At 61.2% G+C, this 24,973-nt stretch carries 27 protein-coding genes; 14 read left to right on the forward strand and 13 right to left on the reverse strand.

Features of this window, described 5'->3' with window-relative positions:
* Positions 1-2 precede the first annotated feature (2 nt).
* Genes U1A24_RS02540 through U1A24_RS02550 form a run of 3 tightly spaced genes read left to right on the forward strand, consistent with a single transcriptional unit; the run spans position 3 to position 2,489 of the window.
* The gene (locus U1A24_RS02540) at positions 3-815 is read left to right on the forward strand and encodes an ABC transporter permease (protein ID WP_322320422.1); all 813 of its coding nucleotides are present in this window, start codon (positions 3-5) and stop codon (positions 813-815) included.
* On the forward strand, positions 812-1,681 hold the full coding sequence (locus U1A24_RS02545) for an ABC transporter ATP-binding protein (RefSeq protein ID WP_322320423.1): 870 nt from the start codon (positions 812-814) through the stop codon (positions 1,679-1,681). The genes U1A24_RS02540 and U1A24_RS02545 overlap by 4 nt, the downstream gene beginning before the upstream one ends.
* Positions 1,674-2,489: an ABC transporter ATP-binding protein gene (locus U1A24_RS02550; RefSeq protein ID WP_322320424.1), complete on the forward strand. Its 816-nt coding sequence runs from the start codon at positions 1,674-1,676 to the stop codon at positions 2,487-2,489. Before U1A24_RS02545 ends, U1A24_RS02550 begins: the two co-directional genes overlap by 8 nt.
* Before the next feature lie 70 nt (positions 2,490-2,559).
* On the opposite strand, the gene U1A24_RS02555 is transcribed toward U1A24_RS02550, so the two are convergent.
* From U1A24_RS02555 to U1A24_RS02570, 4 genes are all read right to left on the reverse strand, one after another.
* Positions 2,560-3,015, reverse strand: a complete 456-nt coding sequence (locus U1A24_RS02555) for an RbsD/FucU family protein (protein WP_322320425.1) — start codon at positions 3,013-3,015, stop codon at positions 2,560-2,562.
* A complete protein-coding gene (locus U1A24_RS02560; RefSeq protein WP_322320426.1) occupies positions 3,016-3,948 on the reverse strand; it encodes a carbohydrate ABC transporter permease in 933 nt (310 codons plus the stop codon).
* Positions 3,949-3,959: 11 nt separating this feature from the next.
* The gene (locus U1A24_RS02565; protein WP_322320427.1) at positions 3,960-5,066 is read right to left on the reverse strand and encodes a sugar ABC transporter permease; all 1,107 of its coding nucleotides are present in this window, start codon (positions 5,064-5,066) and stop codon (positions 3,960-3,962) included.
* Positions 5,067-5,193: 127 nt separating this feature from the next.
* A complete protein-coding gene (locus tag U1A24_RS02570) occupies positions 5,194-6,831 on the reverse strand; it encodes an ABC transporter substrate-binding protein (protein WP_322320428.1) in 1,638 nt (545 codons plus the stop codon).
* Between the two features lie 273 nt (positions 6,832-7,104).
* Here U1A24_RS02570 and U1A24_RS02575 point away from each other — a divergent pair, with 273 nt between their 5' ends.
* From U1A24_RS02575 to rbsK, 3 genes are all read left to right on the forward strand, one after another.
* A complete protein-coding gene (locus U1A24_RS02575; RefSeq protein ID WP_322320429.1) occupies positions 7,105-8,157 on the forward strand; it encodes a sn-glycerol-3-phosphate ABC transporter ATP-binding protein UgpC in 1,053 nt (350 codons plus the stop codon).
* 118 nt (positions 8,158-8,275) lie between these two features.
* Positions 8,276-8,731, forward strand: coding sequence for an RbsD/FucU family protein (locus tag U1A24_RS02580; RefSeq protein WP_322320430.1), 456 nt, complete (start codon positions 8,276-8,278; stop codon positions 8,729-8,731).
* Position 8,732: 1 nt separating this feature from the next.
* Entirely contained in the window at positions 8,733-9,668 is a 936-nt protein-coding gene (rbsK, locus tag U1A24_RS02585) for a ribokinase (RefSeq protein WP_322320431.1), read from the forward strand.
* Between the two features lie 224 nt (positions 9,669-9,892).
* Here the strand turns inward: rbsK and U1A24_RS02590 are convergent, their stop codons facing one another.
* From U1A24_RS02590 to U1A24_RS02605, 4 genes are read right to left on the reverse strand one after another with little or no spacing between them, the layout of a single operon-like run.
* Positions 9,893-10,456, reverse strand: a complete 564-nt coding sequence (locus U1A24_RS02590; protein ID WP_322320432.1) for a 6-phospho-3-hexuloisomerase — start codon at positions 10,454-10,456, stop codon at positions 9,893-9,895.
* Positions 10,453-11,946, reverse strand: a complete 1,494-nt coding sequence (locus U1A24_RS02595; RefSeq protein ID WP_322320433.1) for an FGGY-family carbohydrate kinase — start codon at positions 11,944-11,946, stop codon at positions 10,453-10,455. Before U1A24_RS02595 ends, U1A24_RS02590 begins: the two co-directional genes overlap by 4 nt.
* The gene (locus tag U1A24_RS02600; protein ID WP_322320434.1) at positions 11,943-13,028 is read right to left on the reverse strand and encodes a M42 family peptidase; all 1,086 of its coding nucleotides are present in this window, start codon (positions 13,026-13,028) and stop codon (positions 11,943-11,945) included. The genes U1A24_RS02595 and U1A24_RS02600 overlap by 4 nt, the downstream gene beginning before the upstream one ends.
* Entirely contained in the window at positions 13,028-13,837 is an 810-nt protein-coding gene (locus U1A24_RS02605; protein ID WP_322320435.1) for a BtpA/SgcQ family protein, read from the reverse strand. Before U1A24_RS02605 ends, U1A24_RS02600 begins: the two co-directional genes overlap by 1 nt.
* Positions 13,838-13,930: 93 nt before the next feature.
* Between U1A24_RS02605 and U1A24_RS02610 the strand changes: the two genes are divergently transcribed.
* Positions 13,931-14,950, forward strand: a complete 1,020-nt coding sequence (locus U1A24_RS02610) for an aldo/keto reductase (RefSeq protein WP_322320436.1) — start codon at positions 13,931-13,933, stop codon at positions 14,948-14,950.
* 111 nt (positions 14,951-15,061) lie between these two features.
* Here the strand turns inward: U1A24_RS02610 and U1A24_RS02615 are convergent, their stop codons facing one another.
* The gene (locus tag U1A24_RS02615) at positions 15,062-15,793 is read right to left on the reverse strand and encodes a GntR family transcriptional regulator (RefSeq protein WP_322320437.1); all 732 of its coding nucleotides are present in this window, start codon (positions 15,791-15,793) and stop codon (positions 15,062-15,064) included.
* A 52-nt stretch (positions 15,794-15,845) separates the two neighbouring features.
* On the opposite strand from U1A24_RS02615, the gene U1A24_RS02620 reads away from it, so the two are divergent.
* Positions 15,846-17,369, forward strand: a complete 1,524-nt coding sequence (locus tag U1A24_RS02620) for an altronate dehydratase family protein (protein WP_322320438.1) — start codon at positions 15,846-15,848, stop codon at positions 17,367-17,369.
* A gap of 124 nt (positions 17,370-17,493) precedes the next feature.
* On the opposite strand, the gene U1A24_RS02625 is transcribed toward U1A24_RS02620, so the two are convergent.
* A complete protein-coding gene (locus U1A24_RS02625) occupies positions 17,494-18,867 on the reverse strand; it encodes a phosphomannomutase (protein ID WP_322320439.1) in 1,374 nt (457 codons plus the stop codon).
* A gap of 128 nt (positions 18,868-18,995) precedes the next feature.
* Here U1A24_RS02625 and hisB point away from each other — a divergent pair, with 128 nt between their 5' ends.
* The 3 genes from hisB to U1A24_RS02640 all read left to right on the forward strand — a co-directional run bounded on the left by hisB (position 18,996) and on the right by U1A24_RS02640 (position 21,221).
* Entirely contained in the window at positions 18,996-19,583 is a 588-nt protein-coding gene (hisB, locus tag U1A24_RS02630; RefSeq protein WP_322320440.1) for an imidazoleglycerol-phosphate dehydratase HisB, read from the forward strand.
* Positions 19,584-19,673: 90 nt separating this feature from the next.
* Positions 19,674-20,312: an imidazole glycerol phosphate synthase subunit HisH gene (hisH, locus tag U1A24_RS02635; protein WP_322320441.1), complete on the forward strand. Its 639-nt coding sequence runs from the start codon at positions 19,674-19,676 to the stop codon at positions 20,310-20,312.
* A gap of 3 nt (positions 20,313-20,315) precedes the next feature.
* The gene (locus tag U1A24_RS02640; RefSeq protein ID WP_322320442.1) at positions 20,316-21,221 is read left to right on the forward strand and encodes a glutaminase; all 906 of its coding nucleotides are present in this window, start codon (positions 20,316-20,318) and stop codon (positions 21,219-21,221) included.
* Positions 21,222-21,373: 152 nt separating this feature from the next.
* Here U1A24_RS02640 and U1A24_RS02645 read toward each other — a convergent pair whose 3' ends face one another.
* The 3 genes from U1A24_RS02645 to hisA all read right to left on the reverse strand — a co-directional run bounded on the left by U1A24_RS02645 (position 21,374) and on the right by hisA (position 23,254).
* Positions 21,374-21,682: a phosphoribosyl-ATP diphosphatase gene (locus U1A24_RS02645; protein ID WP_322320443.1), complete on the reverse strand. Its 309-nt coding sequence runs from the start codon at positions 21,680-21,682 to the stop codon at positions 21,374-21,376.
* Positions 21,679-22,440 carry an imidazole glycerol phosphate synthase subunit HisF gene (gene hisF / locus U1A24_RS02650; protein WP_322320444.1) on the reverse strand — a complete coding sequence of 254 codons (762 nt, stop codon included), beginning with the start codon at positions 22,438-22,440 and terminating at the stop codon, positions 21,679-21,681. Before hisF ends, U1A24_RS02645 begins: the two co-directional genes overlap by 4 nt.
* A 94-nt stretch (positions 22,441-22,534) precedes the next feature.
* Positions 22,535-23,254, reverse strand: a complete 720-nt coding sequence (gene hisA, locus U1A24_RS02655; protein WP_322320445.1) for a 1-(5-phosphoribosyl)-5-[(5-phosphoribosylamino)methylideneamino]imidazole-4-carboxamide isomerase — start codon at positions 23,252-23,254, stop codon at positions 22,535-22,537.
* A 131-nt stretch (positions 23,255-23,385) separates the two neighbouring features.
* Here hisA and U1A24_RS02660 point away from each other — a divergent pair, with 131 nt between their 5' ends.
* The 3 genes from U1A24_RS02660 (at position 23,386) to U1A24_RS21645 (ending at position 24,953) form a co-directional block, all read left to right on the forward strand.
* Positions 23,386-23,772, forward strand: a complete 387-nt coding sequence (locus U1A24_RS02660) for a DUF2147 domain-containing protein (protein ID WP_416136295.1) — start codon at positions 23,386-23,388, stop codon at positions 23,770-23,772.
* Between the two features lie 63 nt (positions 23,773-23,835).
* Positions 23,836-24,708: a DMT family transporter gene (locus tag U1A24_RS02665; RefSeq protein WP_322320446.1), complete on the forward strand. Its 873-nt coding sequence runs from the start codon at positions 23,836-23,838 to the stop codon at positions 24,706-24,708.
* Positions 24,699-24,953 carry an Ada metal-binding domain-containing protein gene (locus U1A24_RS21645; RefSeq protein WP_416173448.1) on the forward strand — a complete coding sequence of 85 codons (255 nt, stop codon included), beginning with the start codon at positions 24,699-24,701 and terminating at the stop codon, positions 24,951-24,953. Before U1A24_RS02665 ends, U1A24_RS21645 begins: the two co-directional genes overlap by 10 nt.
* The last annotated feature ends 20 nt before the right edge of the window (positions 24,954-24,973 follow it).

A 24,973-nucleotide genomic window follows, 5' to 3' on the forward strand; every position in this document is an offset into this window, starting at 1 on the left:
CCATGCGGCTGGTTCTCTCGGCCAGTTGGCTGACCTTGCTGACGCTCGCCGCCATTTTTGCCCCGCTGATCGCGCCAAAAGATCCCCTTGCCCAAGACCTTTTCCTAGGTCAGTTGCCGCCATTCTGGATGCAGGGCCACGAGCCCGGCTATCTGCTTGGCACCGATTCCCTAGGTCGTGATGTGCTGTCGCGCATTCTTTACGGCGCGCGATTGGCGCTGACCGTGGCGCTGGTTGCGGGCAGCATCACCTGTATCATCGGTGCCACGATGGGCCTGCTGGCCGGATTTCTGCGCGGCTGGGTCGATATCCTGATCAGCCGCGCCATTGATATCTGGATGGCCTTCCCGCCGGTTTTGTTCTCGATCCTGCTGATCGCCGTGCTTGGCCCCGGCCTCACGTCGATCATCATCGCCATCGTGGTGATCGACTGGACCCGCTTTGCCCGCGTCATCCGGGCCGAGGCGATGACCCAAGGTGCGATGGATTACGTCGCCTCGGCCCAAGTCGCGGGCCGCACCCGGCTCTCCACCATGGTGGCCGAGATTTTGCCCAACGTGCTGCCCACCATCACCGTTCTGCTCACCCTTGAAATGGGAATTGCCATCATCGTCGAAGCCATCCTGTCTTTCGTCAATCTGTCGATTTCCACCGATGATCCAACCTGGGGTGGCATGATCGCCGAAGGCCGCGCCTCGATCCACCAGGCCTGGTGGGTGCTTGTTTTCCCGCTGGTCACACTTTTCCTCACCGTCCTCAGCTTTTCGCAACTGGGCGAAGGCATGAAAGACCGTTTTGACCCGGTGCTGCGATGAGCTATCTTTCGATCCGCAACCTGTCGGCCCGCCTGAAAGGCCGCCCCGATCAGATCCTGCGCCGGGTTTCGCTGGAAGTGGCGCCCGGCGAGGTGCGCGGGCTGGTGGGCGAATCCGGGGCGGGTAAGTCGATGATCGGCAAAGCTATTCTGGGCACTTTGCCGCAATCGGTTGAAATCAGCGGCGGTCAGATCATCTTGGACGGAACCGATCTGCTGGCCCTGCCCCCGGCGCAGCGCCGCAGCTTGATCGGCGCGAAATGCGCCTTGATCCCGCAAGACCCGCTGACCGCACTGAACCCCTCGCGCCGCATCGGGCCGCAGATCACCAACCGTCTGGTGGATATCCTGCACTGGAGCCGCGCCGATGCTGAAAAACGCGCCCGCGACCTTTTGGCCGAGGTGCAGATCCCTGATCCCGAGCGGGTGATGCGCAGCTATCCGCATGAACTTTCCGGCGGCATGCGCCAACGCATCCTGATCGCATCGGCTTTTGCTGCCGAGCCCAAATTGATCATCGCGGATGAGCCGACCACGGCGCTGGATGTCACCGTTCAAAAGCAAATCCTGAAACTGATCGCCGCGATGCAGGCCCGCCACGGCACCGCTTTGCTGTTTGTCACCCACGATCTGGGCGTGGTCTCGAAAGTCTGCCAAAGCCTGTCGGTGCTTTATGCGGGCTATGTGCTGGAAGACAGCACCACGCCTGATTTCTTTCATGCCCCCAAACACCCCTATTCCCGCGCCCTGCTGGCCGCGACCCCAAAATACACCGACCCCGATGGCAGCCTGACCCCGGTGCCCGAGGAAGTCATCGCAGCCACCCGCGCCGAAGTCGCAGAATCCGACAGGAGCGCGCATGTCTGAAGCCTACGCCCCAAACCTTTACCAAATTGATAACTTGCGGCTGTCTTTGGCCGATATGACGCAAAAGCCGCTGATCGGCGCGGCACCGCGCTTGGAAATTCTGAAAGGCCTCAGCTTCAGCATCCCGAAAGGCGAAATTCTTGGCATCGTCGGCGGTTCCGGCTCGGGCAAATCCACCCTTGGCCGCGCCTTGGTGCGCCTGCTGGAACCCTCTGCAGGCAGTATCAAATTCGACGGCCAAGACATCACCCACCTGCCGGAATCCGCCCTGCGCGCGCTGCGCAGGCGCTTTCAGATGATCTTTCAAGATCCGATGAGCAGCCTCAACCCGCGTCACCGCGTCGGCCAAATCATCGCAGCCCCGCTGTCGTTACACGGCCTATCGAACCCTAAACAACGCGCCTTGGAGGCGCTCGATCACGTCGGCCTGCCGCGCAGTTTTGCCGCCCGCTACCCGCATGAATTGTCGGGCGGCCAGCGCCAACGCATCGGCATCGCCCGCGCCATTGCGCTGAAACCGGATTTCATTCTGGCGGATGAGATCGTCTCGGGCCTTGATGTCTCCAGCCAAGCGCAAGTGCTTAACCTGCTGGAAACGCTGGTGAAAGATCTTGGTCTGACCCTCGCGTTCATCTCCCATGACCTCTCCGTCATCCGCCGCCTCTGCACCCGCATCCTGGTGCTGCACCAAGGCCAGATCGTCGAAAACGCCGCCACCGCAGACCTGTTCGCCAACCCGCAGGCCGCCTATACCCGCGACCTGCTGGAGGCTATTCCGCTGCCAGACCCAAACCAGGTCTGGGTCTGATCCGTTTCATCTTGGCAAAAATATCCCCGCCGGAGGCTCCTTGTGTGGTCACAAAGCGCAAGCCCGCAGGCTAAATCCGCGGTAAATCCACCACGCCCTTCTTCAGGATAAAGCAGCCATACGGCCCCGGATCAGAGGTGCGGACAATCGCAAACGCCCGCCCGGCGGCCTCGTAAAACGCAAACCGTTCCAGCGCTTGCATCGGCACCGCCCGCCCCTCGGCGGCGTCAATCACCGCCTGCACCAGCCCAAACACCGGCATATCTGCGCCCGGATCGCCCACCGCCTGCATCCGCGCGACCGGAGCATCGACAAACGTATCCAGCGGCAGCAACGTCAAAATCGCAGCCAGCCCGGTCGGAATATCACATCCCGCCATATCGACCACCCGGCCATGCACGGTCTTGGCGGCAATCGTTGCCGCCGGATGGTTCACGTCGCAGATCACCAGATCATCGCCATGCCCCATCAGCATCAGCACATGCACCAGCTCCGCAGACAGATGCCGATCAATCCCCTTCAGCATCTACTTAATAGCCCCGGCCGCCATGCCCTTGATAATGTAGCGTTCCAGCACGATACCGATCACGATCAGCGGCAGGATCGCCGCCCAAGACAAAGCCGCCATCGACCACCACGAAATTCCCTGCGATCCGGTCTGCGACGCCACCATCACCGGCAGAGTGTTGGCATGGGTCGAGGTCAGCAGTGCTGCGAAGAAATATTCATTCCACGTCAAAACCAGTGACAGGATGAACGCCGCCACCATGCCCGGCAAAGCAATCGGCAGGATAATGGTGAAAAACGCCCCCCAGATCGACAGACCATCGACCAAAGCCGCCTCTTCCAACTCGGTCGGAATCGAGGAAAACTGATCGCGCATGATCCAGATCACAATCGGCAGCACCGACAGAGTATAGAGCAAAATCAAGCCGATACGGGTATCCAGCAGCGCCAGTTCTTTATACAACACCAGCATTGGCAAAGCCAAAACCACCGGCGGCAGGATCAACTGGCTGAGGAAAAAGAACGAAATATCGCCATTGCCCATCCACAGGAATTTATAGTTGAATCGGCTCAGCCCGTAAGCCGCCAAAGACCCCAGCATCACCGCCAGCACCGAAGATGTCACCGAGGTGATCGCGGAATTGGTGAAGCGCTTCATGAACTCATCACGCACCGTGCTGTCGGCGCCAATCGTGTCGGGTGACAGGCCCAAAGATTTCCAGCCCAGCCATTTCGGGGTGAAATCCCACCACGGGATCAGATTGCCCTTCATCACATCCGGCGCCATCTTGAAGCTGGTGGTCAGCGTCCAATAGATTGGAAACAAACAGATAAACGCCCAAAGCAGCAGCAGGCCATAGACGAACAGCCGCCCCGTGAACCATTTCGGGCGAAAGCTGCGGTCGGCGGCGGAATCCTTGAAAATCTGCCCGTTCATATTGGTCTCAGTCATGCCAGCTTTACTCATGTTCTGGGCCTCGCAAAGCGATCCGCCAGCTTCATCAAGATCGTCATCACGATGATGATGACCACCAAATAGAACATCGCGAGCATCGTGCCGTAGCCAACATTACTTCGATCCCGATACTCGCGGAAAATGAACGAGGTCACTGTATCGGTCGCCCCGCCCGGCCCCCCCGAGGTGACTGCAATCACGATATCGGCCAGCTTCAGCTTGAAAATGATGCGGATCAGAATCGCGGTGATCGACACCGGCAGCAGCATCGGGAACGTCACCTCCCAAAACGCCCGCCAGCCGTTCGCGCCATCGACCTTGGCGGCCTCATTCAGCTCTCTCGGGATAGCCTGCAACCCGGCCAAAATCATGATCATCATGAAGGGAATGAAGGTCCAGGCGTCCATCAGCATGATCGTCGCTTTGGCCACCCCCGGCGTGCCGAAAAACGAAGGCGTCTCCCAGCCGAAGAACCGCGCCAGCCGCGCCACCGGGCCAAAGCGCGCCTCCAGCATCGACTTCCCGATCATCCAGCTGACCGCAACTGGCGACAGCATCAAAGGCAGCAAGAACGCCACCCGGAAAAACTTCCGCGCCCGGATGTCAGCGTTCAGCGCCAAGGCCAGCGCAAAGGCAATCGCATATTCTACAAGGATCGCAAGCACATACCAGACCATGTTCAACAAAGCGTTCCAGTAGAACGGATCGGCCCACATCTGCCGCACATTGGTCAGCCCGTTGAATTGTCGCCCGGTCGGGCTGGACAGGTTCCAATCCGAAAACGCAATGATCAGCCCGAACAGCAGCGGAAACACCGTGAGTGAAATCACAAACAGCGCCGCAGGCAGCACGAACAAGGTGCGCTTGCCATGCTCGCCATGCAGCAAAACCTGCCCCCAGCTGAGACAGATTGCCCACAGGATATAGGCATAGAGCGTCGGCCGCCAACTGACGAAGCCGAAGTCATGCACGCCCTGCCCCTGCAACAGCTGCGCCAGCGCCACCAGCGCCATCAGACCCGCAGAGCCCCAGATGATGCCCCGGCCCAGCGCCTTTCGGCTGTCAGAGATATTGTCATTGCTGACAACGTGTAAATGATCGCCTGAACCGCTCACCGCATCGCCCCGCTTGGGAAAATTAGGGTGCGCAAACCATGCGCACCCCTTGTTATGCACAGCATAGGGTTAAAAATCCCCTATGCGATTGTCGTAGGGTGGGTGCTAACCCACCGCCACGCCGAAATCACATCCCAAGCGACGCCTTATAGAGCGCAATCTGGCTGTCGCGGCCGATCTGGTCGGTGATTTTCTCCCAAGCCGCCGCAATTGCATCGGCGGTCTCTTGTGCCGATTTGTATTGGCCGGAATAGCCCTTGGCCAACTCATCCTCGGCAACCGAATAGTATTGGAAGATGCCGGGGATACGCGGCTCAATCGCGGCGTTCGGGTGGTTGTAGCTGTCAAGGTTCGAGCCAAGGTAATCCTCGATGAACGCTTGATCGTAGCCTGCGGCCACCCATTCCTCATACTGGAACTGGCTGTTACGATAGGGCTGGAAGCCCGAAGGATAGGCCGCCATCCACAAGGAAATATCCTTGCCACCCAGATGCGCCGCCGCAGACCACGCCGCCTTGCGCTTTTTCTCATCCGCCGAGACGCGGTTGGTCACATAGACGCCCCAGCCAAGGAAGGCCATGTTCGGCGCTTCGTTGTAGGTTTCTTCCCAAGCCGAAGTCGCGTGGTTGTAAACCTTGTCCGAGCCGCGGTTGATGCCAAAGCCCACCACATCGCCGACCACAGATGTATCGGATGTGCGCGCGTTCGAGCCCACATCGCCCCACCACATCAGGCTGGAACCGGTGCCCGCGAGGAACTGCGAGAACGCCGTGGTGCCCGGATCGGCGTTGATCTGGTCAGCCGGATAAGCCCCCGGCGTCGCAATCAGGTCCATCACATCCTGAATCGCCTGCACCCAACCCGGATTGTTCACCCGCGGTTTCATCGTCTCCGGGTCAAACAGCCAAGCCGGATCGGACGGATGCTTCACATAAGCCGCCGCGCGGTTTTCCAGGAAGTAAAACCCAAAGCCGCCCCAGCCCTTCAGCGGATCAAGATAGCCAATCGCTGGCAGCCCGGTCAAAGGATCGGTCTGGCCGACGATCGCCTTGGAATAAGCGTTGACCTCTTGCCAGGTCTTCGGCGGCTCAGCCATGCCAGAAATTGAGCCCTCACCGAAGTAATCGGTGCGATAAGCAAAGGTATGGCAGTCGCCGTCAATCGAGATCCGGTAGGTCTTGCCATCCCATGTCCCCACCGGGGCCTTCAGGTAGTTCACATAATCATCCATGTCGATCTGGGTCTTCACCCAATCCGGCATCTCATCCAGCAAGCCCTTGCTGGCGGTATCGCCCTCCAGAGGCGCGCCCATCGCCAGAATGTCGAAATCGACGGTCCCGGTGGCAATGCTCTGCTGCAAACGCGGATTGTAATCGGCTTGGGCAAGGTCGATCCAGTTGATTTTGGCACCGGTATAAGCCTCCCAGCCCTTCAGCAGCCCACGGAACAGGATGTTGTGCAAACCATTGTTGTTGATGCCGAAGAAGCTCAACTCCACGCCCGCAAACTCGCCCTCGGCGACATTGGCTTTGGTTTCGGCCAGACACAACTCGCCAACCTTTTGCCAATCCGCATCGGTGGGTGAGCCCTTGCCGACGCCGGGGATCTGCAAGATCTCCGCGCGCACCGAATCCTGCGCCATCGCCGGGCCGTACCCCATCACCTTCGGCATCACCGCAAGCGCAGTCAGCGCGGTGGCCCCCTGCAACATGCGACGGCGGCTTAACGTGGCCTGAACAGCGGCCTGATAAATCTCTAGTTTCAAGACGTCTCCTCCCTTGGTTGCCCTTGTGCGGCAGTTGGCCGCCAGGCTGTTATATGTCGAAACTTCGGGAACCCCGGTTGCTGCCGCATCGGCACACCCTGCAAGCGGGCCTCCCCTCCCACTGCAAACACATTCCCCAGGCTTAGCTTGCCTCAGCCTTAGCTTGGCCTGCGCCAATGCCCCTGTCAAGATTCTAACATGTTAGTATGATCAGCCGATAGACAGCACCCCCCGCCTTCGCTTAATCTTGCGGCAACAACTGGGGGGAACCACATGGCTGAAGTCACAATCCGCGATCTGCGCAAGGCTTATGGTGGGGTGCAGGTGATTCACGGCCTGAACCTTGATATCAAAGACGGCGAGTTCGTGGTGCTGGTCGGGCCATCGGGCTGCGGAAAATCCACCCTGCTCCGCATGCTGGCAGGGCTGGAAGAGGTCACGGCGGGCGACATCAACATCGGTGCGGCGCGTGTGAACAATCTCCCACCGTCCGAGCGTGACATCGCGATGGTGTTCCAGAACTACGCGCTTTACCCGCATAAAACCGTCGCGGCCAACATGGGCTTTGCGCTGAAAATGCGCGGGATGGAGGCATCAGCGATTCGCGCAAAAGTCGAACGCGCAGCCGAGATTCTCGGCCTGACCCCCTATCTCGACCGTTTCCCGCGCGCTTTGTCAGGCGGCCAGCGCCAGCGCGTCGCCATGGGCCGCGCCATCGTGCGTGACCCCAAGGTGTTCCTGTTTGACGAGCCGCTCTCGAACCTTGACGCCAAACTGCGCGTGCAGATGCGGACCGAGATCAAGGAACTGCACCAGCGCCTGAAAACCACCACGGTCTATGTCACCCATGACCAGATCGAAGCCATGACCATGGCCGATAAAATTGTCGTCATGCAGGGCGGCCGCATCGAGCAGGTCGGCGCACCGTTAGAGCTTTACGACCGCCCCGCCAACATCTTCGTGGCCTCCTTTATCGGCTCGCCCTCAATGAACCTGATCGACGGTGTGGTGAAAAACGGCATGGTTGACGTTGACGGCGCGCGGCTTGCCCTGCCGCCCGGATCAACCGCCACCGAAGGCCAAAAGGTCGTTTACGGCGTGCGCCCCGAAACCTTCACCGCCAGCGCCGAAGGCCTTGCAGGCACCATCGCCGTGGTCGAACCGACAGGCTCGGAAACCCACGTTGTCGTCCGCATCGCGGACCGCGAAGTCACCGCCGTGTTCCGCGAACGCGTCAGCTTCCGCCCCGGTGAGACCATCACCTTGGCCCCAGACGCCAGCCAATCGCATATCTTTGACAAAGCCAGCGGGCAAAGGCTGGCTTGACCCTTCGCGGGAATCCAGCACATTAAGGCGGTTCTCCGTCCCTCTGAATCAGAGTGGTGGAGAACCAAGACAAAACCAACCTGTGAATGTTGGTGTTTACGCCAAAAGGGAGGGCACCATGCTCAAAGGAATTGACCCGCGGTTGAACGCGGAAGTGCTGCACTGCCTGCGGGCAATGGGCCACGGAGATGTGCTGATTTTGGCCGATACCAACTTCCCCTCCGATTCGGTGGCCCGCGCCACCGTGACGGGCAAATTGCTGCGGATGGAAAACCTCACCTCTGCTGAAGCCGCGCAAGCCATCCTGTCAGTCTACCCGCTGGATACCTTCGTGCCAGACTTCGCAGGCCGCATGGAAGTGGTCGGCTCCCCCGATGAAATCCCGCCCGTGCAGGCCGAGGTTCAGGCCGAAATCAACGCCGCCGAAGGTTCCGCGCGCCCGATGATCTCAATCGAGCGTTTCGCCTTCTACGATATGGCCCGCGAAGCCTATGCGGTGATCCAAACCGGAGAGCGCCGCTTCTACGGCTGCTTCATGTTCCGCAAAGGCGTGATCCCGCCAGAGGCGCAATAACATGAACAGCACCGCAAAACCGATTGTTATCCTTGGCATCTTCGTCGCCGACACCGCCTACCGCGCCGTGCGTCAGCCCAAAATGGGCGAAACCATCCTGGGCAATTCCTTCGTGCTCGGGCCGGGTGGCAAAGGCTCAAACCAATCCGTCGCCGCTGCGATGGCAGGCGGTAAAACCCATTTCATCACCCGTCTGGGCGATGACGCTTTCGCCGAAATCGCCCGCTCCACCTGGGCCAAAGCAGGCGTGATCCCCGAGGTGAAAATCGACGCCGAAAGCTACACCGGGGCCGCGTATATTTTCATCGAAGAAGCCACCGGCAACAACGCGATCATCGTCTCGCCGGGTGCCGCTGGCCGCGTCTCGGTGCAAGACGTTGAAGAAAAATCCGACCTCATCGCCTCCGCCGCGATCTTCGTCACCCAGCTGGAACAACCGATCCCCGCCGCCAAACGCGCGCTGGAAATCGCCCGCGCCGCAGGCGTCACCACCATCCTAAACCCCGCCCCCGCCGCCACGTTGGGCGATGATATTCTCGCGCTCTGCGATTACGTCACCCCGAATGAAACCGAAACAGAGGCCCTGACGGGACTCCCTGTGACAACGATTTCCGAAGCGGAAATCGCGGCCGACGCTTTGCTCGCCCGCGGCGTCGGCGCCGTGGTGATGACACTAGGTGACAAAGGCGCGCTTTACCGCGACCGCAGCCGCTCGATGCATGTGCCCGTGATGTCCGTAGGCAAAGTCGTGGAAACCACCGGCGCAGGCGACGCCTTCAACGGTGGCTTTGCCGTCGCCCTCTCCGAAGGCCGCGACGTGGTAGATGCCGTCCGCTTCGGCTGTGCTGTCGCAGGCATCTCCGTCACGCGCCCCGGCACCGCGCCGTCGATGCCATCCCGCGCCGAGATCGACGCGCTCCTCGCGAAAAACGCCTGATCGCTGCATCCCTGCCGGATGCCTCCGGCGGGAGTATTTCAAAAAGAGCAAATACGGCTTCTTTGCATTGCTCTTTCTGAAATACTCCCCCCGGAGGGTTCACCACCTGCCCAAGCCGATCCGATGTCAAACCCGGCCCCGGTGGCACAGGTTAACAAAGGGTGAATCGTCCCCCACTAACACCTTGATTTCGCTAAGACGCAGTCGATGTCCACACGTGGACATCACTCCATATTGGTATGCCGCGCCCGCATCGCCTCAGCTGCCTCAGCCTTCAATTCCCGCAATCTCAGCACCATGATTTCAAACACCAAAAACATCGCCCCCTCAAACAGCGACCCCATCGGCAGCACAGATCCCCCCGCCAAATCCCGCGCCCCCATATCACTGGCCATCGTCTGCGCCGGAATAACCAAAACCTGATCCGCCAGCGCCAGCGAGGCCCCGGAAACCTCTGCCGTCACCATCAAAACCCCAGCGCCCGCCGCCTTCGCCACGCCCGCCAAAGCCGTGACCGTCGAAAGCTCCCCCGGCCCACAAGCTGCAAAGAACAGATCCCCCACCCCCAGCGGCGGCGCGGTCAAATCGCCCTGCATCGAAACCGCCACCCCGAGATGATAGAGCCGCATCGCAAGCGCCCGCATCATCAACCCCTCACGCCCGCAACCATACAGCATCACCCGACGCGCCGCTAAAATCCGCACGCAAGCGGCCTGCACCGCCGCCTCATCCACCCTGTCCGCCACCGCCCCCAGTTCCGCCAGCGCCGCCTGCATCAATGCCTTCACACCCCACCCCCCAATTCCCGCGCAATATCGCGGGTCTGTAGATACAGCCGCTTCCACAACGGATACTGCCGCGCATAAACCGGCTCAAACGCAGGCTGCACCACCCGCGCCACTGGGTTCCACTCGCTGATCTCGTCGGGCAACACCCGCCCCACCGCCACCGCCGCCAGAAACGCGTCGCCATAACTTGCGCCGATGGTCTTTTCCGCCACGATCTGCGGCACGCCCCCGATATCCGAAGTCGCCTGCATCCAGACTGCGTTCTTGGTCCCACCGCCGACCGCCAACACCCGCACAGGTTCCGCCCCCAATTCGCGGCACACCTCCATCACATGCGCCGTGCCTGACGCGATCCCCTCCAAAACCGCGCGAAACAGATCGCCCCGGCCATGCGTCAAGTTCAGCCCAAAGAACGCGCCCACCGCCGCCGGATCATGGATCGGCGTGCGCTCGCCTGAGAAATACGGCAGGCACAGCAGCCCCTTCGCGCCTTTCGGACTCGCCGCCGCCTCGCGCGCCAACACGCCAAACGCCCCCGCGCCCAATTCGCGCGCAAATTGATCGCGGAACCAATGCGTCAGCGTGCCAGAGGTCGCCAACCCCGCCATCGAGGCGTGCTGCCCCGGATAAAGCCACGGCGCATACCACATCCGCGGGTCACGCACCGGCTCCGCTGTCAGTTGGATGATGAAGATGGTTGAGCCATACATCATCATCATTTCGCCCGGATCTTTCACCCCCACCGAAACCGCCTCTGCCGCCGCATCAATCGTGCCCACCGTCACCGGAGTGCCCATCGCCAGCCCGGTTTCCGCAGCCGCTGCCGCCGTCACATGCCCGGCAATTTCCGTGCTCCAAGCCAAGCGCGGCAGTCGATCCAGCGGCAGGATATCGGCGGCCAATTCATCCGTCCAAGCCAGCCGGTTCACATCATACAGGGGTGAGAAATTCGCCGCCGTATAGTGGTCGATCACATATTCCCCGGTCAGCTTCCACGTCAGGTAAGGCGTGGCCGACAGCACCTTGGCGGTCTGGGCGTAAATCTCGGGCCGTTCTTGTTTCAGCCACAAAATCTTTGGCCCCACCGATTGCGAGGTCAGCGCATTGCCGCAGCGCGCCATGATCCGATCCGCGCCAATCCGGTCGGTCAATTCGGTGATCTGCGCCGCCGCCCGCGTGTCCACACCATAAAGCACACCGTTCATCAACGGCTTGCCCGCCGCATCCACCGGCAGCATACAGGGGCCAATGGCCGAGCAAGCAACGGCGACAACATCTTCAGGTTTTACCTGAGACTCGGCCAACAACTCCTTGGCAACAAATACAAAATCACCCCACCAATCTTCCTCGGCGCGATGCTCGGCCCAGCCCGATTGCGGCACCAGCATTTTATGCGAGCGCGTGGCTTGCGCCACGATGGCACCCGAGGCATCGACCAGCACGCCCTTGGTCTCAAACGTGCCAATATCGACGCCAAGGGTGCAGCTCATCGCGGCTTCCGGCTTAGATCAAAGCCCGGACCAATCTGCGACAATGCCTGTTCCAGCAGGTCGACCATGCCGGAAAGATCGCCCATATCAAGCACTTCCAAGGCAGAGTGACTGTAACGCATCGGGAAACCCACATCCAAGCAGGCAACGCCTTCCGTTCCCATGAACTGGATATAGGACAGATCGGTCAGCGCCCCGGTATGTGCGGAACGTTGCAGCGACAGCCCGCGCGCCTCGGCCGCCGCCTCAAACAACTTCACCAAGGCCGGATGCGGAATAACCCCGTTCAAAGTGCCGCGCCCGTGGAAGGAATACAGTGAAATCCCCGGCCCACCGCCCAATGTCACCTCACCGCGCCCGGTCATATCCGGGGTGTCGCAGGCCAACAGCAAGTCAATCTGCAAGGCAATATCCGGCGCGCAGGCGGTCGCCGCCGGCAGCACGCCGCGCAGGTTGTACTCCTCTTGCACCGACCAGACCAGATGCACCGTCGGGCCACCTGAACGCCCCACCAGCCGCCGCCCCAGCTCAATCAGCGCCGCACAGCCCGCGCGATCATCCACCGATGTGCCTGCCATCCTATCCCCCGCCAGATCAATCACGCGGGGCAAATAAACCACCGGACAGCCGATGCGGACCCCTGCCGCCTCGGCCTCGGCACGGCCGGTAAAGCCCGCATCGACGTAAAGTTCAGCATATGGCACCACCCGATACTTCTCCTCCGGCGTGGTGGCATGGTGGCTTTTGTTGGCAATCAGCCCCGGCAGATCACCCTGATCGGTGCAGATCAGCACCGCCTGCGCAGCCAAGGCCCGCTCTGGCACCCCACCCAGCCGCTCTAATCGGATCAGGCCCGACTCCTCGACCTTGCGGATGATGAACCCCAGCTGATCCATATGGGTGAACACCATCACCGAAGGCGCATCAGGATCGCCCGGCATAGTCGCGATCAGATTGCCCAAACGGTCGCTGCGATGCGCAATTCCAAAGCCATCAAGATGCCGCGCAATGCAGCCCGCGACGCGTTCTTCATAGCCTGACAAACCGGGCACCAGCATCAGTTCTTTCAGCAACGCCTGCATCATGCCCCCCGCACCGCGCGCACGCGGTCCATGAAATCGCGCGCCCGCACTGGATCAACTGCGGCCCAAGTATCGCCGCCATGCTTCAAAGCCGACCCCACAATGCAGCCGTCCGCCACCCGCAATACCTCGGCCACCGTGTCATGCTTCACCCCGGTATTCGCCAGTACGGGCGTGTTTGGCAGCACCCGCTTCACCGCCTCCAGATCGACCATCTTTGCGGCTTCCCCGGTGATCGCGCCCGAGACCAGCACCGCATCCGGGATCGAGGAAAACACCGCCGAACGCGCCCGATCCGGCAACGACCGTGGATCCAAAGACCCCGCGAACTCTGCCGAAACGTTATACAATTTCGCCACGCCACCCGCGCCGATCCGCTGACCATAGCGCAAAGCCGCCCCGGCATCCGGTGCCCAGACCCCCATATCCGAGGCATAGGTTCCGGTGAAAATCTCCCGCACGAAAGCCGCCCCAGTCGCCGCCGCCAAAGCCATCGTCGCCATCGGATCCCACAGCACATTCACCCCAAACGGCACGGTAATCTGCCCCCGCAACCGCCCAATCACATAGCCCATCGTCACCGTGCTCGCCTGATCCACCTTCAATTCATAGGGCCGATCATTCTCATTGCCGAACATCACCGCATCAAAGCCCGCCGCCTGCAGCGCCGCCAAATCCGCCGCGGCCCCGGCGATAATCCCTTCGACCCCTGCCTGCGCATCATGCAGCGGCGTCCCCGGCATCGCCCCCAGATGCACCATCGCAATCACCGGCTTCTTCGCCCCAAACACCTGCGCAAAGCGTGTCATAAAAACCCTCCCGTTTTGCAAAGGCTAGCGCGAAAGCCATTGGCCGGGAAGGCAGAACATACTAGCATGTCAGTGAAATCGAAGGGGACAATGATGCGGATTAGACATTGGGATCGTTTGGGCAATGGCGGCTTGGATTTCACCGAGCTGGGCTTTGGCGCGGCCCCGATCGGAAACCTTTACCGCGCAATTTCCGAAGCTGACGCCCAAGCCATCCTGACCCGCGCCTGGGAAGCTGGTGTGCGCTATTTCGATACCGCGCCCCTCTACGGATTGGGCCTGTCGGAAACCCGGCTGAACCATTTCCTGCGCGGCAAGCCCCGCGATGCCTATGTCATCTCAACGAAAATCGGCCGCCATCTGCGCCCCTGCGCGCCCGATCAGCGTGACGGCATCGGCAAATGGTTTGAAGTCCCCGCCCGGAATGAGGTCTATGACTACAGCTACGATGGCGTGATGCGCTCGCTGGATGCGTCGCTTGAACGCACCGGCCTTGACCGCATCGACATCCTCTACGCCCATGATCTTGACGTCGCCAACCACCGCTCGCAATCCGGTCTTGACGCCAAACTCAGCGAATTCATGTCCGGCGGCTACCGCGCCCTGCTGGAATTGCGCGACCAAGGTGTGATCAAGGCCTTCGGCGCGGGCGTCAACGAATGGCAACCCTGCCAATGGCTGCTGGAGCGCGGCGATTTCGACCTGTTCCTTCTCGCGGGCCGCTACACGCTGCTCGAACAAGCCCCACTCGCCAGCTTCCTGCCGCTCGCGACAAAACGCGGCGTCGGCATCGTCATCGGCGGCCCCTACAACTCCGGCATTCTCGCCACCGGCCCGAAACCCGGCGCGTTCTACAACTACGATCCCGCCCCCGAGGCCATTCTCGCCCGCGTCACCGCCCTGCAAACCGCCTGTGCAGCCCACGGTGTCCGCCTCGTCGATGCCGCCTTCCAGTTCCCGTTGCGCCATCCGGCGGTCGTCTCAAACATCCCCGGCGGTCAGGGCGTCGCCGAGATGGACAGCAACGTCACCGCAGCACAGACCGAGATTCCGCCCGAACTCTGGGCCGATCTGAAAGCCCAAGGCTTGCTGCACCCAGATGCCCCGGTTTGACGAAACCTTATCTAAAATTGTCATCCTCTTTGCTCAAGTATCCCACGGGGGAAGCCGCCCTTCGCCGCGCAGGGGGAACCCCCCGCTTTTGGCTCTCAGCAGACCGCCCTCTCAAGGATTAAACAACTCCGGGTGACTGCGCTCCAATGGCTCCAGATAGGTCACCAGCTTGCGCAGATGCGCCCGCATCGCCGCCCGTGCCGCCACCGGATCGCGCGCCTCCAATGCCGCCAAAATCGCCCGATGCTCGTCCAAGGTGGCATTTACCCGGCCATCCACCGGCAACACTAACCGCCGCGCCCGCTCGACATGCACCCAAGCGGTTTCCGCCACCGTCGACAGTTTACGAAAGCCGGTGAAGCTGCGGATCAACTCGTGCATCTCGCCGTCCAACTGGTAAAATCCGGGAAAATCGCTGTCCGCCAAAAGCGCCGCCTGCACGGTGATATTGCGCCGCAGCGTCACCAACTGCTCATCGCTGATGCTTTCGGCCACCATTTCAATCGCTTGCAACTCAATCGCTTCCCGCAGAAACGCGCCTTCGCGAATTTCGGCCATCGAAAACCGCGCCACATAGGTGCCGGCTTGTGGCACCACATCGACCAGCCCTTCCCCCGCCAGCCGCGCCACCGCATCCGACACCGGGCTGCGCGAGACGCCCAGTTCGGTACAAATCTCAGGCTTGCGCAGGATTTCACCGGGGCGATAACTCAGCGATAAAATCGCCTGCCGGAGCGTCTGATAGACCTTCGCGCCAAGCGATCCAGAGAACGCTTCAAGCGGTTGCAAGCGGTGATTATCCGCGATCGGGTCTTGTGGGAAGGCGACATCGGGCTGTAACATGCTAACATGTTAGCCGAGCCGCGCCTCGGGATCAAGCAAAGGCGACAGCAAAATGTTACAAAGCAATCAAAGCGTGATACGGTTGAATCCAGCCGATAATCTGGTGATCGCCTTGGTCGATCTGCCTGCTGGCGCACAACCGGGCGGTCTTGATATCGCCACCACCCAAGCGATTCCCCGTGGCCACAAGATCGCAACCCGACCGATTGCAACTGGTGAACAGGTGATCCGCTACGGCCAGATCATCGGTCAGGCTTTGGTCGATATCCCCCCCGGCGCGCATATCCACAGCCATAATCTGGGCATGGGGCCGCACACCGACGATTACGCCATAGGTTCGGAAAGCCACCCGCTGCCCGCCCTGCCGCCGCGCGAGTTCATGGGCTACCACCGCGCCGATGGCCAGGTTGGCACCCGCAATTACATCGGCATTCTCACTTCGGTGAACTGCTCGGGCTCGGTCGCCCGCTTCATCGCCGAGGCTGCCGAGAAAGACCCTGTGCTGTCGTCAATGCCGAATATCGACGGCTTTGTGCCCATTGTGCACAACACCGGCTGCGGCATGTCCGGCGTGAATGAGGGCTACGACACCCTGATGCGCACCCTGAAAGGCTATGCCCGCAACGCCAATTTCGGCGGCATCCTGCTGATAGGTTTAGGCTGCGAAGTGATGCAGGTGCCCGATCTGGTCGGCCAAGGTCGGCTGCGCCCGGATGGCAATTTCCGCTACATGACCATTCAGCAAACCGGCGGTACCCGCGCCACCATCGCGGCAGGCCTGAAGGTTCTGCGTGAAATGGCCGAGGTCGCCAGCCACACCGCCCGCGCCCCCGCCCCGGTTTCCAAGCTGATGATCGGTCTGCAATGCGGCGGCTCTGACGGCTACTCCGGCATCACCGCAAATCCGGCGCTGGGACATATGTCCGACTTGCTGGTGCAGATGGGCGGCACCACGATCCTGTCGGAAACTCCTGAGATTTACGGTGCCGAACACCTGCTGACCCGCCGTGCGGTGTCGAAAGAAGTCGGCGACAAACTGCTGGAACGCATCCAGTGGTGGGAAGACTACACCGCCCGCAACGGCGGCGAGATGGACAATAACCCATCGCCCGGCAACAAAAAGGGCGGCTTGACCACGATCCTGGAAAAATCCCTCGGCGCGGTTGCTAAAGGCGGCACAGCACCCTTGGTCGGCGTCTATAAATTTGCCGAACCGATCACCACCCCCGGTTTCACTTATATGGACAGCCCCGGCTACGACCCCTGTTCCGTCACCGGCCAAATTGCTTCCGGGGCCACGATGATCATCTTCACCACCGGACGCGGATCAGTGTCCGGCTACAAACCCAGCCCCTGCATCAAGCTTGCGACCAACAGTGAAATGTATGCCCGCATGGCCGAAGACATGGACATCAACTGCGGCGACATCCTCACAAACGGCGTGAGCATCGCCGCGAAAGGCGCTGAAATCCTTGAGAAAGTCATCGCCGTGGCCTCGGGCCAACGCACATTCTCTGAAGAGTTGGGCTTCGGCGGCGCCGAGTTCGTGCCGTGGCAAATTGGTGCTGTGATGTAGCCAAGAAAGCGCCTCCGGCTACCCGGAATGCCAAAGCATTCCGGGCTGAGTATTTCAAAAAGAGCAAATCCTTTCGCGGGATTTCATCTGTTGTTAAATATCCCCGCCGGAGGCTTCCACCGTCTCAGCCCACCGACCCGATCAAAGCCGAAATCTCGGCCACAGCAGCTTCAACCAAATCCACCCGCCCACGCGACTCGACATTCAGCCGCAGCAATGGCTCGGTGTTGGACGAGCGCAGATTGAACCGCCAATCCCCGAAATCCAGTGACAGCCCGTCCAGATCATCGCGTGCCAGCGCTTTCGGCGCATAAACCGCTTCGATCCGTGCCACCACGGCCTTGGCATCCTTCACGCGGAAGTTGATCTCGCCCGAAGACGGGAACGCCGCCCGCCGCTCGGCCAGCAGATCGGCCAACGACAGCCCGGTCCGCCCCATCAACTCCGCCACCAACAACCACGGGATCATCCCGGAATCGCAGGACATGAAATCGCGGAAATAGTGGTGCGCCGACATCTCGCCACCATAAACCGCGCCGGTATCGCGCAACGCCTGCTTCAGAAACGCATGCCCGGTGCGCGAGGCCACAGCCTTGCCACCCGCCCGCGCCACCACGTCCTGGGTGTTCCAGATCACCCGCGGATCATGGATGATCACCGCCCCCGGCTCTTTGGCGACAAACACATCGGCCAGCAGCCCGACCACATATTCCCCCGGCACGAAGGCGCCATTACCGTCAAACAGGAAGCAGCGGTCGAAATCACCATCCCAGGCCACCGCCATATCCGCCCCCGCCGCCAGCACCGCCGCCGCCGTCACCGGCTGGTTTTCCGGCAGCAACGGGTTCGGGATACCATTCGGAAAACTGCCATCCGGGTCGTGATGCATCCGCACGAACTCCAACGGAGCCCCCTTCGCAGCCAGCGCCTCGGCAATCGCATCAAACGTCGGCCCCGCGGCGCCATTGCCCGCGTTCACCACGATCTTCAAAGGCCGCAGCGCACCAAGATCAACAAACGACAGCACCCGTTCGACAAACCCTGCCCGCGTCCCGCTTGCATCGACCACACGCCCCCCCGGCTGATCCGGTGCAAACGCTCCGCTCTCCGCCAAAGCCTTGATCCGCGCCAGCCCAGACGCTGCATCCAGCGGAGCAGACCCGCGCCGCACCATTTTCATGCCATTGTAATCCATCGGATTATGCGAGGCCGTCACCTCGATGCCGCCATCGGCATCCAGCGCCGTGGTGGCAAAATACATCTCTTCGGTTCCACTCAGGCCCAGATCCATCACCTCGACCCCAGCCGCCACCAGCCCCTCGGCCACCGCTGCCGCCAACTCCGCCGAAGACGCGCGGCAATCCTGCCCCAGCACCACCCGCTTCGCTCCCAGGCCCTCGGCAAACGCCCGCCCGATCCGCCGGGCAATGTCCGGGTTCAACTCGTCGCCAAGTTTGCCGCGAATGTCATAGGCCTTGAAGCAGGTATATGTTGTCATGTCTCACCAGATTGCCGCCAAATATCCGCGCCACAATAGGCATCATCGCGTAAAGGTCCAGCAGCCAAAGCCTTTCCAAACCGCCCCCCCCGCCCTATAAGGCCGCAACCCTAAGCAGGAGTCCGCCGATGCGCAGCGCCGAGATCACCCGCAACACCAATGAGACCAAGATCAGCGTTGCCATCAACCTTGACGGCACCGGTCGCAGCGAAATCGCCACCGGAGTAGGCTTCTTCGACCACATGCTGGATCAGCTCGCCCGCCACTCGCTGATCGACCTCACCGTTCAGGCCAACGGCGATCTGCACATCGACGATCACCACACCGTCGAGGATGTCGGCATCGCCTTGGGCCAGGCCCTGACCCGCGCTTTGGGCGACAAAAAGGGCATCCGCCGCTACGGCCATTTCCGCCTTGCGATGGACGACACGCAAGTAGCCTGCGCGCTGGATCTTTCCGCGCGGCCCTTCCTCGTCTGGAACGTCGACTTCACCGCCGCCAAAATCGGCACGTTTGATACCGAACTGGTGCGCGAATTCTTCCAAGCGCTTGCCACCCATGGCGGCATCACCCTGCATGTCGATAAGGTCCATGGCATCAACAGCCACCACATCGCCGAAGCCGCCTTCAAATCGGTCGCCCGCGCCTTGCGCGAAGCTGTCGAGCCTGACCCGCGCATGGCAGGCGTGCTGCCGTCCACCAAGGGCGCGCTTTAACCCAATCTTTACTGCCGCTTAGGTCATCCTCTCTGCTCAAATATCCCCGCCGGAGGCATCCCACGCTCCAGCCGCGCGATAGGTAAAAATATGCTCACCGTCCTCGTCGACTACGATTCCGGCAACCTGCACTCCGCCGAAAAGGCCTTCCAACGCATGGCCGTTGAGGCTGATGCAGGCGAAGTCCTCGTGTCCTCACGCCCCGAGGATGTCGCCCGCGCCGACCGCATCGTGTTGCCCGGAGACGGCGCATTCCCGTCTTGTCGGCGCGCCTTAGGCACTTATGGCGGGCTGTTTGAGGCCATCGAAGAGGCGGTAACCACCCGCGCCCGCCCCTTCCTCGGCATCTGCGTCGGCATGCAGATGATGGCGACATGGGGCCGCGAATATCAAGACACCAAAGGTTTTGCGTGGATTCCGGGTGAAGTCGTCAAGATCACCCCCGCCGACCCTGCCCTGAAAGTCCCGCATATGGGCTGGAATGATCTGGTGATAGACCACCCGCATCCGGTGCTCGCAGGCATCAAGACCGGCGACCATGCCTATTTCGTCCATTCCTACCATTTCCGCGTTGAAAACCCCGCCGAACGGCTCGCCCATGTCTATTACGCCGGTGACATCACTGCCATCATTGGTCGCGATACGATGGTGGGGATGCAGTTCCATCCCGAGAAAAGCCAAGCCACCGGCCTGCGCCTGATCGCCAATTTTCTGCGCTGGAAGCCGTAAGCGATGCAGGATCTGCTCGACCAGATCGCGACCGAGATGGGCGATGCCACAGATCGCGGTAAAGTCGCCAATTACATCCCCGAACTGGCGAAAATCGACCCGCAGCAATTCGGCATTGCGGTGGCCCTGTCCTCTGGCGAGGTCCTCACCGCAGGCGATGCGCAAACCCCGTTCTCGATCCAGTCAATCTCGAAGGTCTTCACCCTCGCCATCGCCTTGGGCCGCTTGGGGGATCAGATATGGGCGCGGGTCGGCCGCGAGCCCTCTGGCCTCGCCTTCAACTCGATCCTGCAACTCGAGCAAGAAAACGGCATCCCGCGCAATCCCTTCGTCAACGCGGGCGCGATTGCCGTGACGGACGCGATCCTGCAAGGTCGGCAACCGCGCGAGGTGCTGGCGGAACTGTTGCGCTTCATTCAGGCCGCCGCCGAAGATGAGAGCATCACCATCAATCAGGCCGTGGCGAAATCCGAACAAGCCACCGCCCACCGCAACATCGCGCTTGCCGAATTCATGGCCGCGATGGGCAACCTGCGCAACCCGACCCAACTCGCCATCGGCACCTACGTCCACCAATGCGCCGTCGAGATGACCACCACCCAGCTCGCCCGCGCAGGCCGCTTTCTTCTCGGCGCCCCCGGCTGCCCGAAACTGGTCTCCATCGCCCGCATCCGCCGCATCAACGCGCTGATGATGACCTGCGGCCATTACGATGCCTCAGGCGAATTCGCCTATCGCGTCGGCCTTCCCGGCAAATCCGGCGTCGGCGGCGGTATTCTGGCGATTGCCCCCGGCAAAGCCTCAATCGCGGTCTGGTCGCCGGGCCTGAACGAGTATGGCAACTCCAAACTCGGCTCCATCGCCGTGGAAAAACTCGCCCGCGGCATGGGCTGGTCGGTGTTCGGATAAAACCCGAAACCCCTAAACAATTTCACATTGGCCTAAATACTCCCGCCGGAGGCTCCACCGCCAAACCCAGCGCAATCGTTAACAATCTCTTAAATCAAAACCACAACCTACTGATATCATTCAAGACACCCAATGGTCCCAACTCGGGACCGCTACCGCGCCGCCTTCTCCACAATCCCAGAAACCCCCTCGCGCCGCTCCAATTCCGCGACTACGTCCGCGAGCGATACATCCCGAGAAGCCAGCATCACCAACAGATGATACACCACATCGGCCGCCTCCGAGGTCAACTTGACCCGGTCCCCCTTCACCGCCTCAATGATCGCCTCAATGGCCTCTTCCCCGAACTTCTCGGCGCATTTCTCCGGCCCCTTGGCCAGTAATTTCGCCGTCCAAGAACTCTCCGGGTCCGCCGATCTGCGGGCAAAAATCGTCTCGCTCAACCGCTCCAGCGCGCTCATGTCAACCTCATCGGAATACCCGCTGCCGCCATATATTGCTTGGCCTCGCCAATCGAAAACTCACCAAAGTGAAAGATCGAAGCCGCCAGCACCGCCGATGCACCTCCCTTGGTGACGCCCTCGACCAGATGCTCCAACGTGCCCACCCCACCCGATGCAATCACCGGCACCGACACCGCATCCGACACCGCCCGGGTCAGGCCCAGATTGAACCCCGCCCGCGTGCCGTCCCGGTCCATCGAGGTCAGCAAGATCTCTCCCGCCCCCTTGGCAACCACCAACCGCGCGAATTCCACCGCATCAATCCCGGTGGCCTTGCGCCCGCCATGGGTGAAAATCTCCCACTTGCCGGGGCTGACCGTCTTGGCATCAATCGCCACCACGATGCACTGGCTGCCAAACCGATCCGCCGCTTCCGCCACCACATCGGGATTGGCGACCGCCGCCGAGTTGAACGACACCTTATCCGCCCCCGCCAGCAGTAACGCCCGCACATCCTCATGCGTGCGCACCCCACCGCCCACGGTCAGCGGCATGAAGCAGGCCTCAGCCGTCCGCGTCACCAGATCGAACATCGTGCCGCGATTTTCATGCGTCGCGTGAATATCCAGAAAACACAACTCATCTGCCCCCGCCGCATCATAGGCGCGCGCGGCTTCCACCGGATCGCCCGCATCGCGCAACGAGACGAAATTCACCCCCTTGACCACACGGCCATCGGCGACATCAAGGCAGGGGATCAGGCGAGTTTTCAGCATGATTTGACCTTATCGCTTGCGACGGGACGGCGAAAGGGGGCTCGCCCCCTCGGCTGCGCCTCACCCCGAGGATATTTGAGCACAGAGAATGACCTTAGAGTTGCAACGCCTTCAAAGCCGCGCTGAGATCAATCGCTCCATCATACAGTGCGCGACCAGAGATCGCCCCCGCGATCACCCCGGTATCGCGCAGCGCGATCAAGTCTTCCATGCGGGAAACGCCGCCACTCGCGATCACCGGGATGCTGACAGCCCGTGCCAAAGCCTCGGTTGCCTCAAGGTTCGGCCCCTGCATCGCGCCGTCGCGGTCAATGTCGGTGTAAATGATCGCGGCGACACCTGCGTCTTCAAAGCTGCGTGCAAGGTCGGTGACCTTTACCGTCGTCTCCACCGCCCAGCCTTTGGTGGCAACGAAGCCCTTGCGGGCATCAATGCCAACCGCCACCTTGCCGGGAAACGCCTTCGCCGCCTCGCGCACGAGGTCAGGATTTTCCACGGCCACCGTCCCCAGGATCACCCGCGACAGCCCCTTTTCCAGCCACATCGCAATCGTCGCCATATCGCGAATGCCGCCACCCAACTGCGCTGGAACCTTCACCGCCGCCAAAATCGCTTCGACCGCCGCCGCATTGACCGGAGCCCCGGCAAACGCGCCGTTCAGATCAACCAGATGCAGCCACTCGCAGCCTGCGTCCTGAAACTTCAGCGCCTGCGCCGCCGGGTCATCGCCGAATACGGTTGCCTCTGACATCTCACCGCGCAGCAGCCGCACGCATTGGCCGTCTTTGAGATCAATCGCCGGGTATAGGATCATTGCCGCCTCCATCGTTGCCGCAGGCTTTAGGCCGCATGGCCGCGATTGCCAAGACCCGCGCGACCCTACGTCAGTGTTGATTTGCCCCGAATTGCAGGCAAACTTGCAAAAGTCCTTGAGGGAGGAAGACAATGATCAAGAAACTGATACTCGCCGCAGCCCTGACTTTGGGTGCAAGTGCTGCCTTTGCAGATGCGGTGGAAGGGGTTTGGCAAACGCAGGAAGACGATGGGGCTTTTGCTTTCGTCACAATGGCACCTTGTGGTGCTAACTTCTGCGGCAAGATCGCCCGGACGTTCAAAGATGGCGCGGAGTATAAATCCGAGAACCTTGGTAAAACGCTGGTGATCGACATGGCTCCGCAAGGAGGTGGCGAGTATGAAGGGCAGGTTTGGAGGCCTTCGAACAACAAAATCTACTACGGTACGATTACCTTGAACGGCGACTCGCTGAAGCTGGCGGGATGCGTGGCGGGCGGATTGATTTGCTCGAAGCAAACCTGGACCCGGGTGAAATAGCATAAACCGGGTCGCCTTCGCGGGACGACCCGGTTTATCTGGCGGCTGATAGAGGAGCCGCCTATGTCCGTCAAAGATTGGAATCGTTTGGTGATCCTGTCCCTACTTTGGGGCGGGTCATTCTTTTTTGTCGAGATTGCGCTGCGGGGGCTGCCGACGCTGAGCGTGGTTTGGGGGCGGGTCGGTCTTGGCGCTGCATGTCTGGCGCTGGCTTTGTGGGTCAGCAAGACAGCGTTTCCGCGTGGGTTTCCGGTGTGGCGCGCGCTGGCAGTGATGGGACTGCTGAACAATGCGGTGCCCTTCACTCTGTTCGTGTTGGCGCAGGGGCGGATCAGTGGTGGCATGGCCTCGATCCTGAACGCGACGACGCCTTTGTGGGGCGTTGTGTTGGCGCATTTGTTGACCGAGGAGAAGATCACCGTGCCGAAGGCAGCAGGGCTGGCCTGCGGATTTGCGGGCGTGGTGGTGATGATGGGCGGCGCGGCTGTCGGCGATCTTTGGGCCAGTCTTGCCTGTCTGGGGGCGGCGTTTTCTTACGGGCTGGCGGGGATCTGGGGGCGGCGGTTCCGCGCGCTTGGGGTGCCGCCGCTGGCCACGGCTTTCGGGCAGGTGGCCTCGGCGGCGGTGATGCTGGCTCCGATCTGGCTGGTGGTGGATCAGCCTTGGAACCTGCCCATGCCGGGGCCGTCGGTGATCGGGGCGGTGCTGGCGATTGCGGCGTTCTCGACAGCGTTGGCCTATCTGATCTATTTCCGGCTGCTGGCCTCCGCTGGGCCAACCAATCTTATGCTGGTGACGTTTCTGGTGCCGGTTTCGGCTTGCTTGCTGGGGGCGGTGTTTCTCGGCGAGCCGATTTTGGCGCGGCAGTTGGCCGGATTTGGGTTGATCGCGGCGGGGTTGGCGGCGCTGGATGGGCGGGTTTTGAAATGGCGGTAACAGGAGGCACCCCGGCCAGCGATCAGGACTGGGCGGATCTGCTGGGCAAGGCCGTGCGGGCGGGGTTTTATGGGGTTTCCAGCACCGGGATATATTGTGATTTTGGCTGCCCGTCGCGCCCACCTTTGCGGAAGAATCTGCGGATTTTTGCTGCCGCAGACGAGGCCGTGGCAGGTGGGTATCGGCAGTGTAAACGCTGTGCGGCGAAGGGTGTCCGCGTGTGGACAGACCCGTCACCTACATAGAATCAATGGGTTAGTCTTGT

Source organism: Cypionkella sp. (genome assembly GCF_034376685.1).
Classification (GTDB): Bacteria; Pseudomonadota; Alphaproteobacteria; order Rhodobacterales; family Rhodobacteraceae; genus Cypionkella.

Excerpts from the sequence above, each read along its gene's own strand:
- hisB (WP_322320440.1), top strand. The coding sequence starts at position 18,996 with ATGCGCAGCGCCGAGATCACCCGCAACACCAATGAGACCAAGATCAGC.
- U1A24_RS02605 (WP_322320435.1), bottom strand. The coding sequence starts at position 13,837 with ATGACACGCTTTGCGCAGGTGTTTGGGGCGAAGAAGCCGGTGATTGCG.
- hisA (WP_322320445.1), bottom strand. The coding sequence starts at position 23,254 with ATGATCCTATACCCGGCGATTGATCTCAAAGACGGCCAATGCGTGCGG.
- U1A24_RS02665 (WP_322320446.1), top strand. The coding sequence starts at position 23,836 with ATGTCCGTCAAAGATTGGAATCGTTTGGTGATCCTGTCCCTACTTTGG.
- U1A24_RS02645 (WP_322320443.1), bottom strand. The coding sequence starts at position 21,682 with ATGAGCGCGCTGGAGCGGTTGAGCGAGACGATTTTTGCCCGCAGATCG.
- U1A24_RS02625 (WP_322320439.1), bottom strand. The coding sequence starts at position 18,867 with ATGACAACATATACCTGCTTCAAGGCCTATGACATTCGCGGCAAACTT.
- U1A24_RS02580 (WP_322320430.1), top strand. The coding sequence starts at position 8,276 with ATGCTCAAAGGAATTGACCCGCGGTTGAACGCGGAAGTGCTGCACTGC.
- U1A24_RS02600 (WP_322320434.1), bottom strand. The coding sequence starts at position 13,028 with ATGCAGGCGTTGCTGAAAGAACTGATGCTGGTGCCCGGTTTGTCAGGC.
- U1A24_RS02615 (WP_322320437.1), bottom strand. The coding sequence starts at position 15,793 with ATGTTACAGCCCGATGTCGCCTTCCCACAAGACCCGATCGCGGATAAT.
- U1A24_RS02560 (WP_322320426.1), bottom strand. The coding sequence starts at position 3,948 with ATGACTGAGACCAATATGAACGGGCAGATTTTCAAGGATTCCGCCGCC.
- U1A24_RS02575 (WP_322320429.1), top strand. The coding sequence starts at position 7,105 with ATGGCTGAAGTCACAATCCGCGATCTGCGCAAGGCTTATGGTGGGGTG.
- hisF (WP_322320444.1), bottom strand. The coding sequence starts at position 22,440 with ATGCTGAAAACTCGCCTGATCCCCTGCCTTGATGTCGCCGATGGCCGT.
- rbsK (WP_322320431.1), top strand. The coding sequence starts at position 8,733 with ATGAACAGCACCGCAAAACCGATTGTTATCCTTGGCATCTTCGTCGCC.
- U1A24_RS02620 (WP_322320438.1), top strand. The coding sequence starts at position 15,846 with ATGTTACAAAGCAATCAAAGCGTGATACGGTTGAATCCAGCCGATAAT.
- U1A24_RS02610 (WP_322320436.1), top strand. The coding sequence starts at position 13,931 with ATGCGGATTAGACATTGGGATCGTTTGGGCAATGGCGGCTTGGATTTC.
- U1A24_RS02555 (WP_322320425.1), bottom strand. The coding sequence starts at position 3,015 with ATGCTGAAGGGGATTGATCGGCATCTGTCTGCGGAGCTGGTGCATGTG.
- U1A24_RS02640 (WP_322320442.1), top strand. The coding sequence starts at position 20,316 with ATGCAGGATCTGCTCGACCAGATCGCGACCGAGATGGGCGATGCCACA.
- hisH (WP_322320441.1), top strand. The coding sequence starts at position 19,674 with ATGCTCACCGTCCTCGTCGACTACGATTCCGGCAACCTGCACTCCGCC.
- U1A24_RS02550 (WP_322320424.1), top strand. The coding sequence starts at position 1,674 with ATGTCTGAAGCCTACGCCCCAAACCTTTACCAAATTGATAACTTGCGG.
- U1A24_RS02545 (WP_322320423.1), top strand. The coding sequence starts at position 812 with ATGAGCTATCTTTCGATCCGCAACCTGTCGGCCCGCCTGAAAGGCCGC.
- U1A24_RS02660 (WP_416136295.1), top strand. The coding sequence starts at position 23,386 with ATGATCAAGAAACTGATACTCGCCGCAGCCCTGACTTTGGGTGCAAGT.
- U1A24_RS02540 (WP_322320422.1), top strand. The coding sequence starts at position 3 with ATGCGGCTGGTTCTCTCGGCCAGTTGGCTGACCTTGCTGACGCTCGCC.
- U1A24_RS02595 (WP_322320433.1), bottom strand. The coding sequence starts at position 11,946 with ATGAGCTGCACCCTTGGCGTCGATATTGGCACGTTTGAGACCAAGGGC.
- U1A24_RS21645 (WP_416173448.1), top strand. The coding sequence starts at position 24,699 with ATGGCGGTAACAGGAGGCACCCCGGCCAGCGATCAGGACTGGGCGGAT.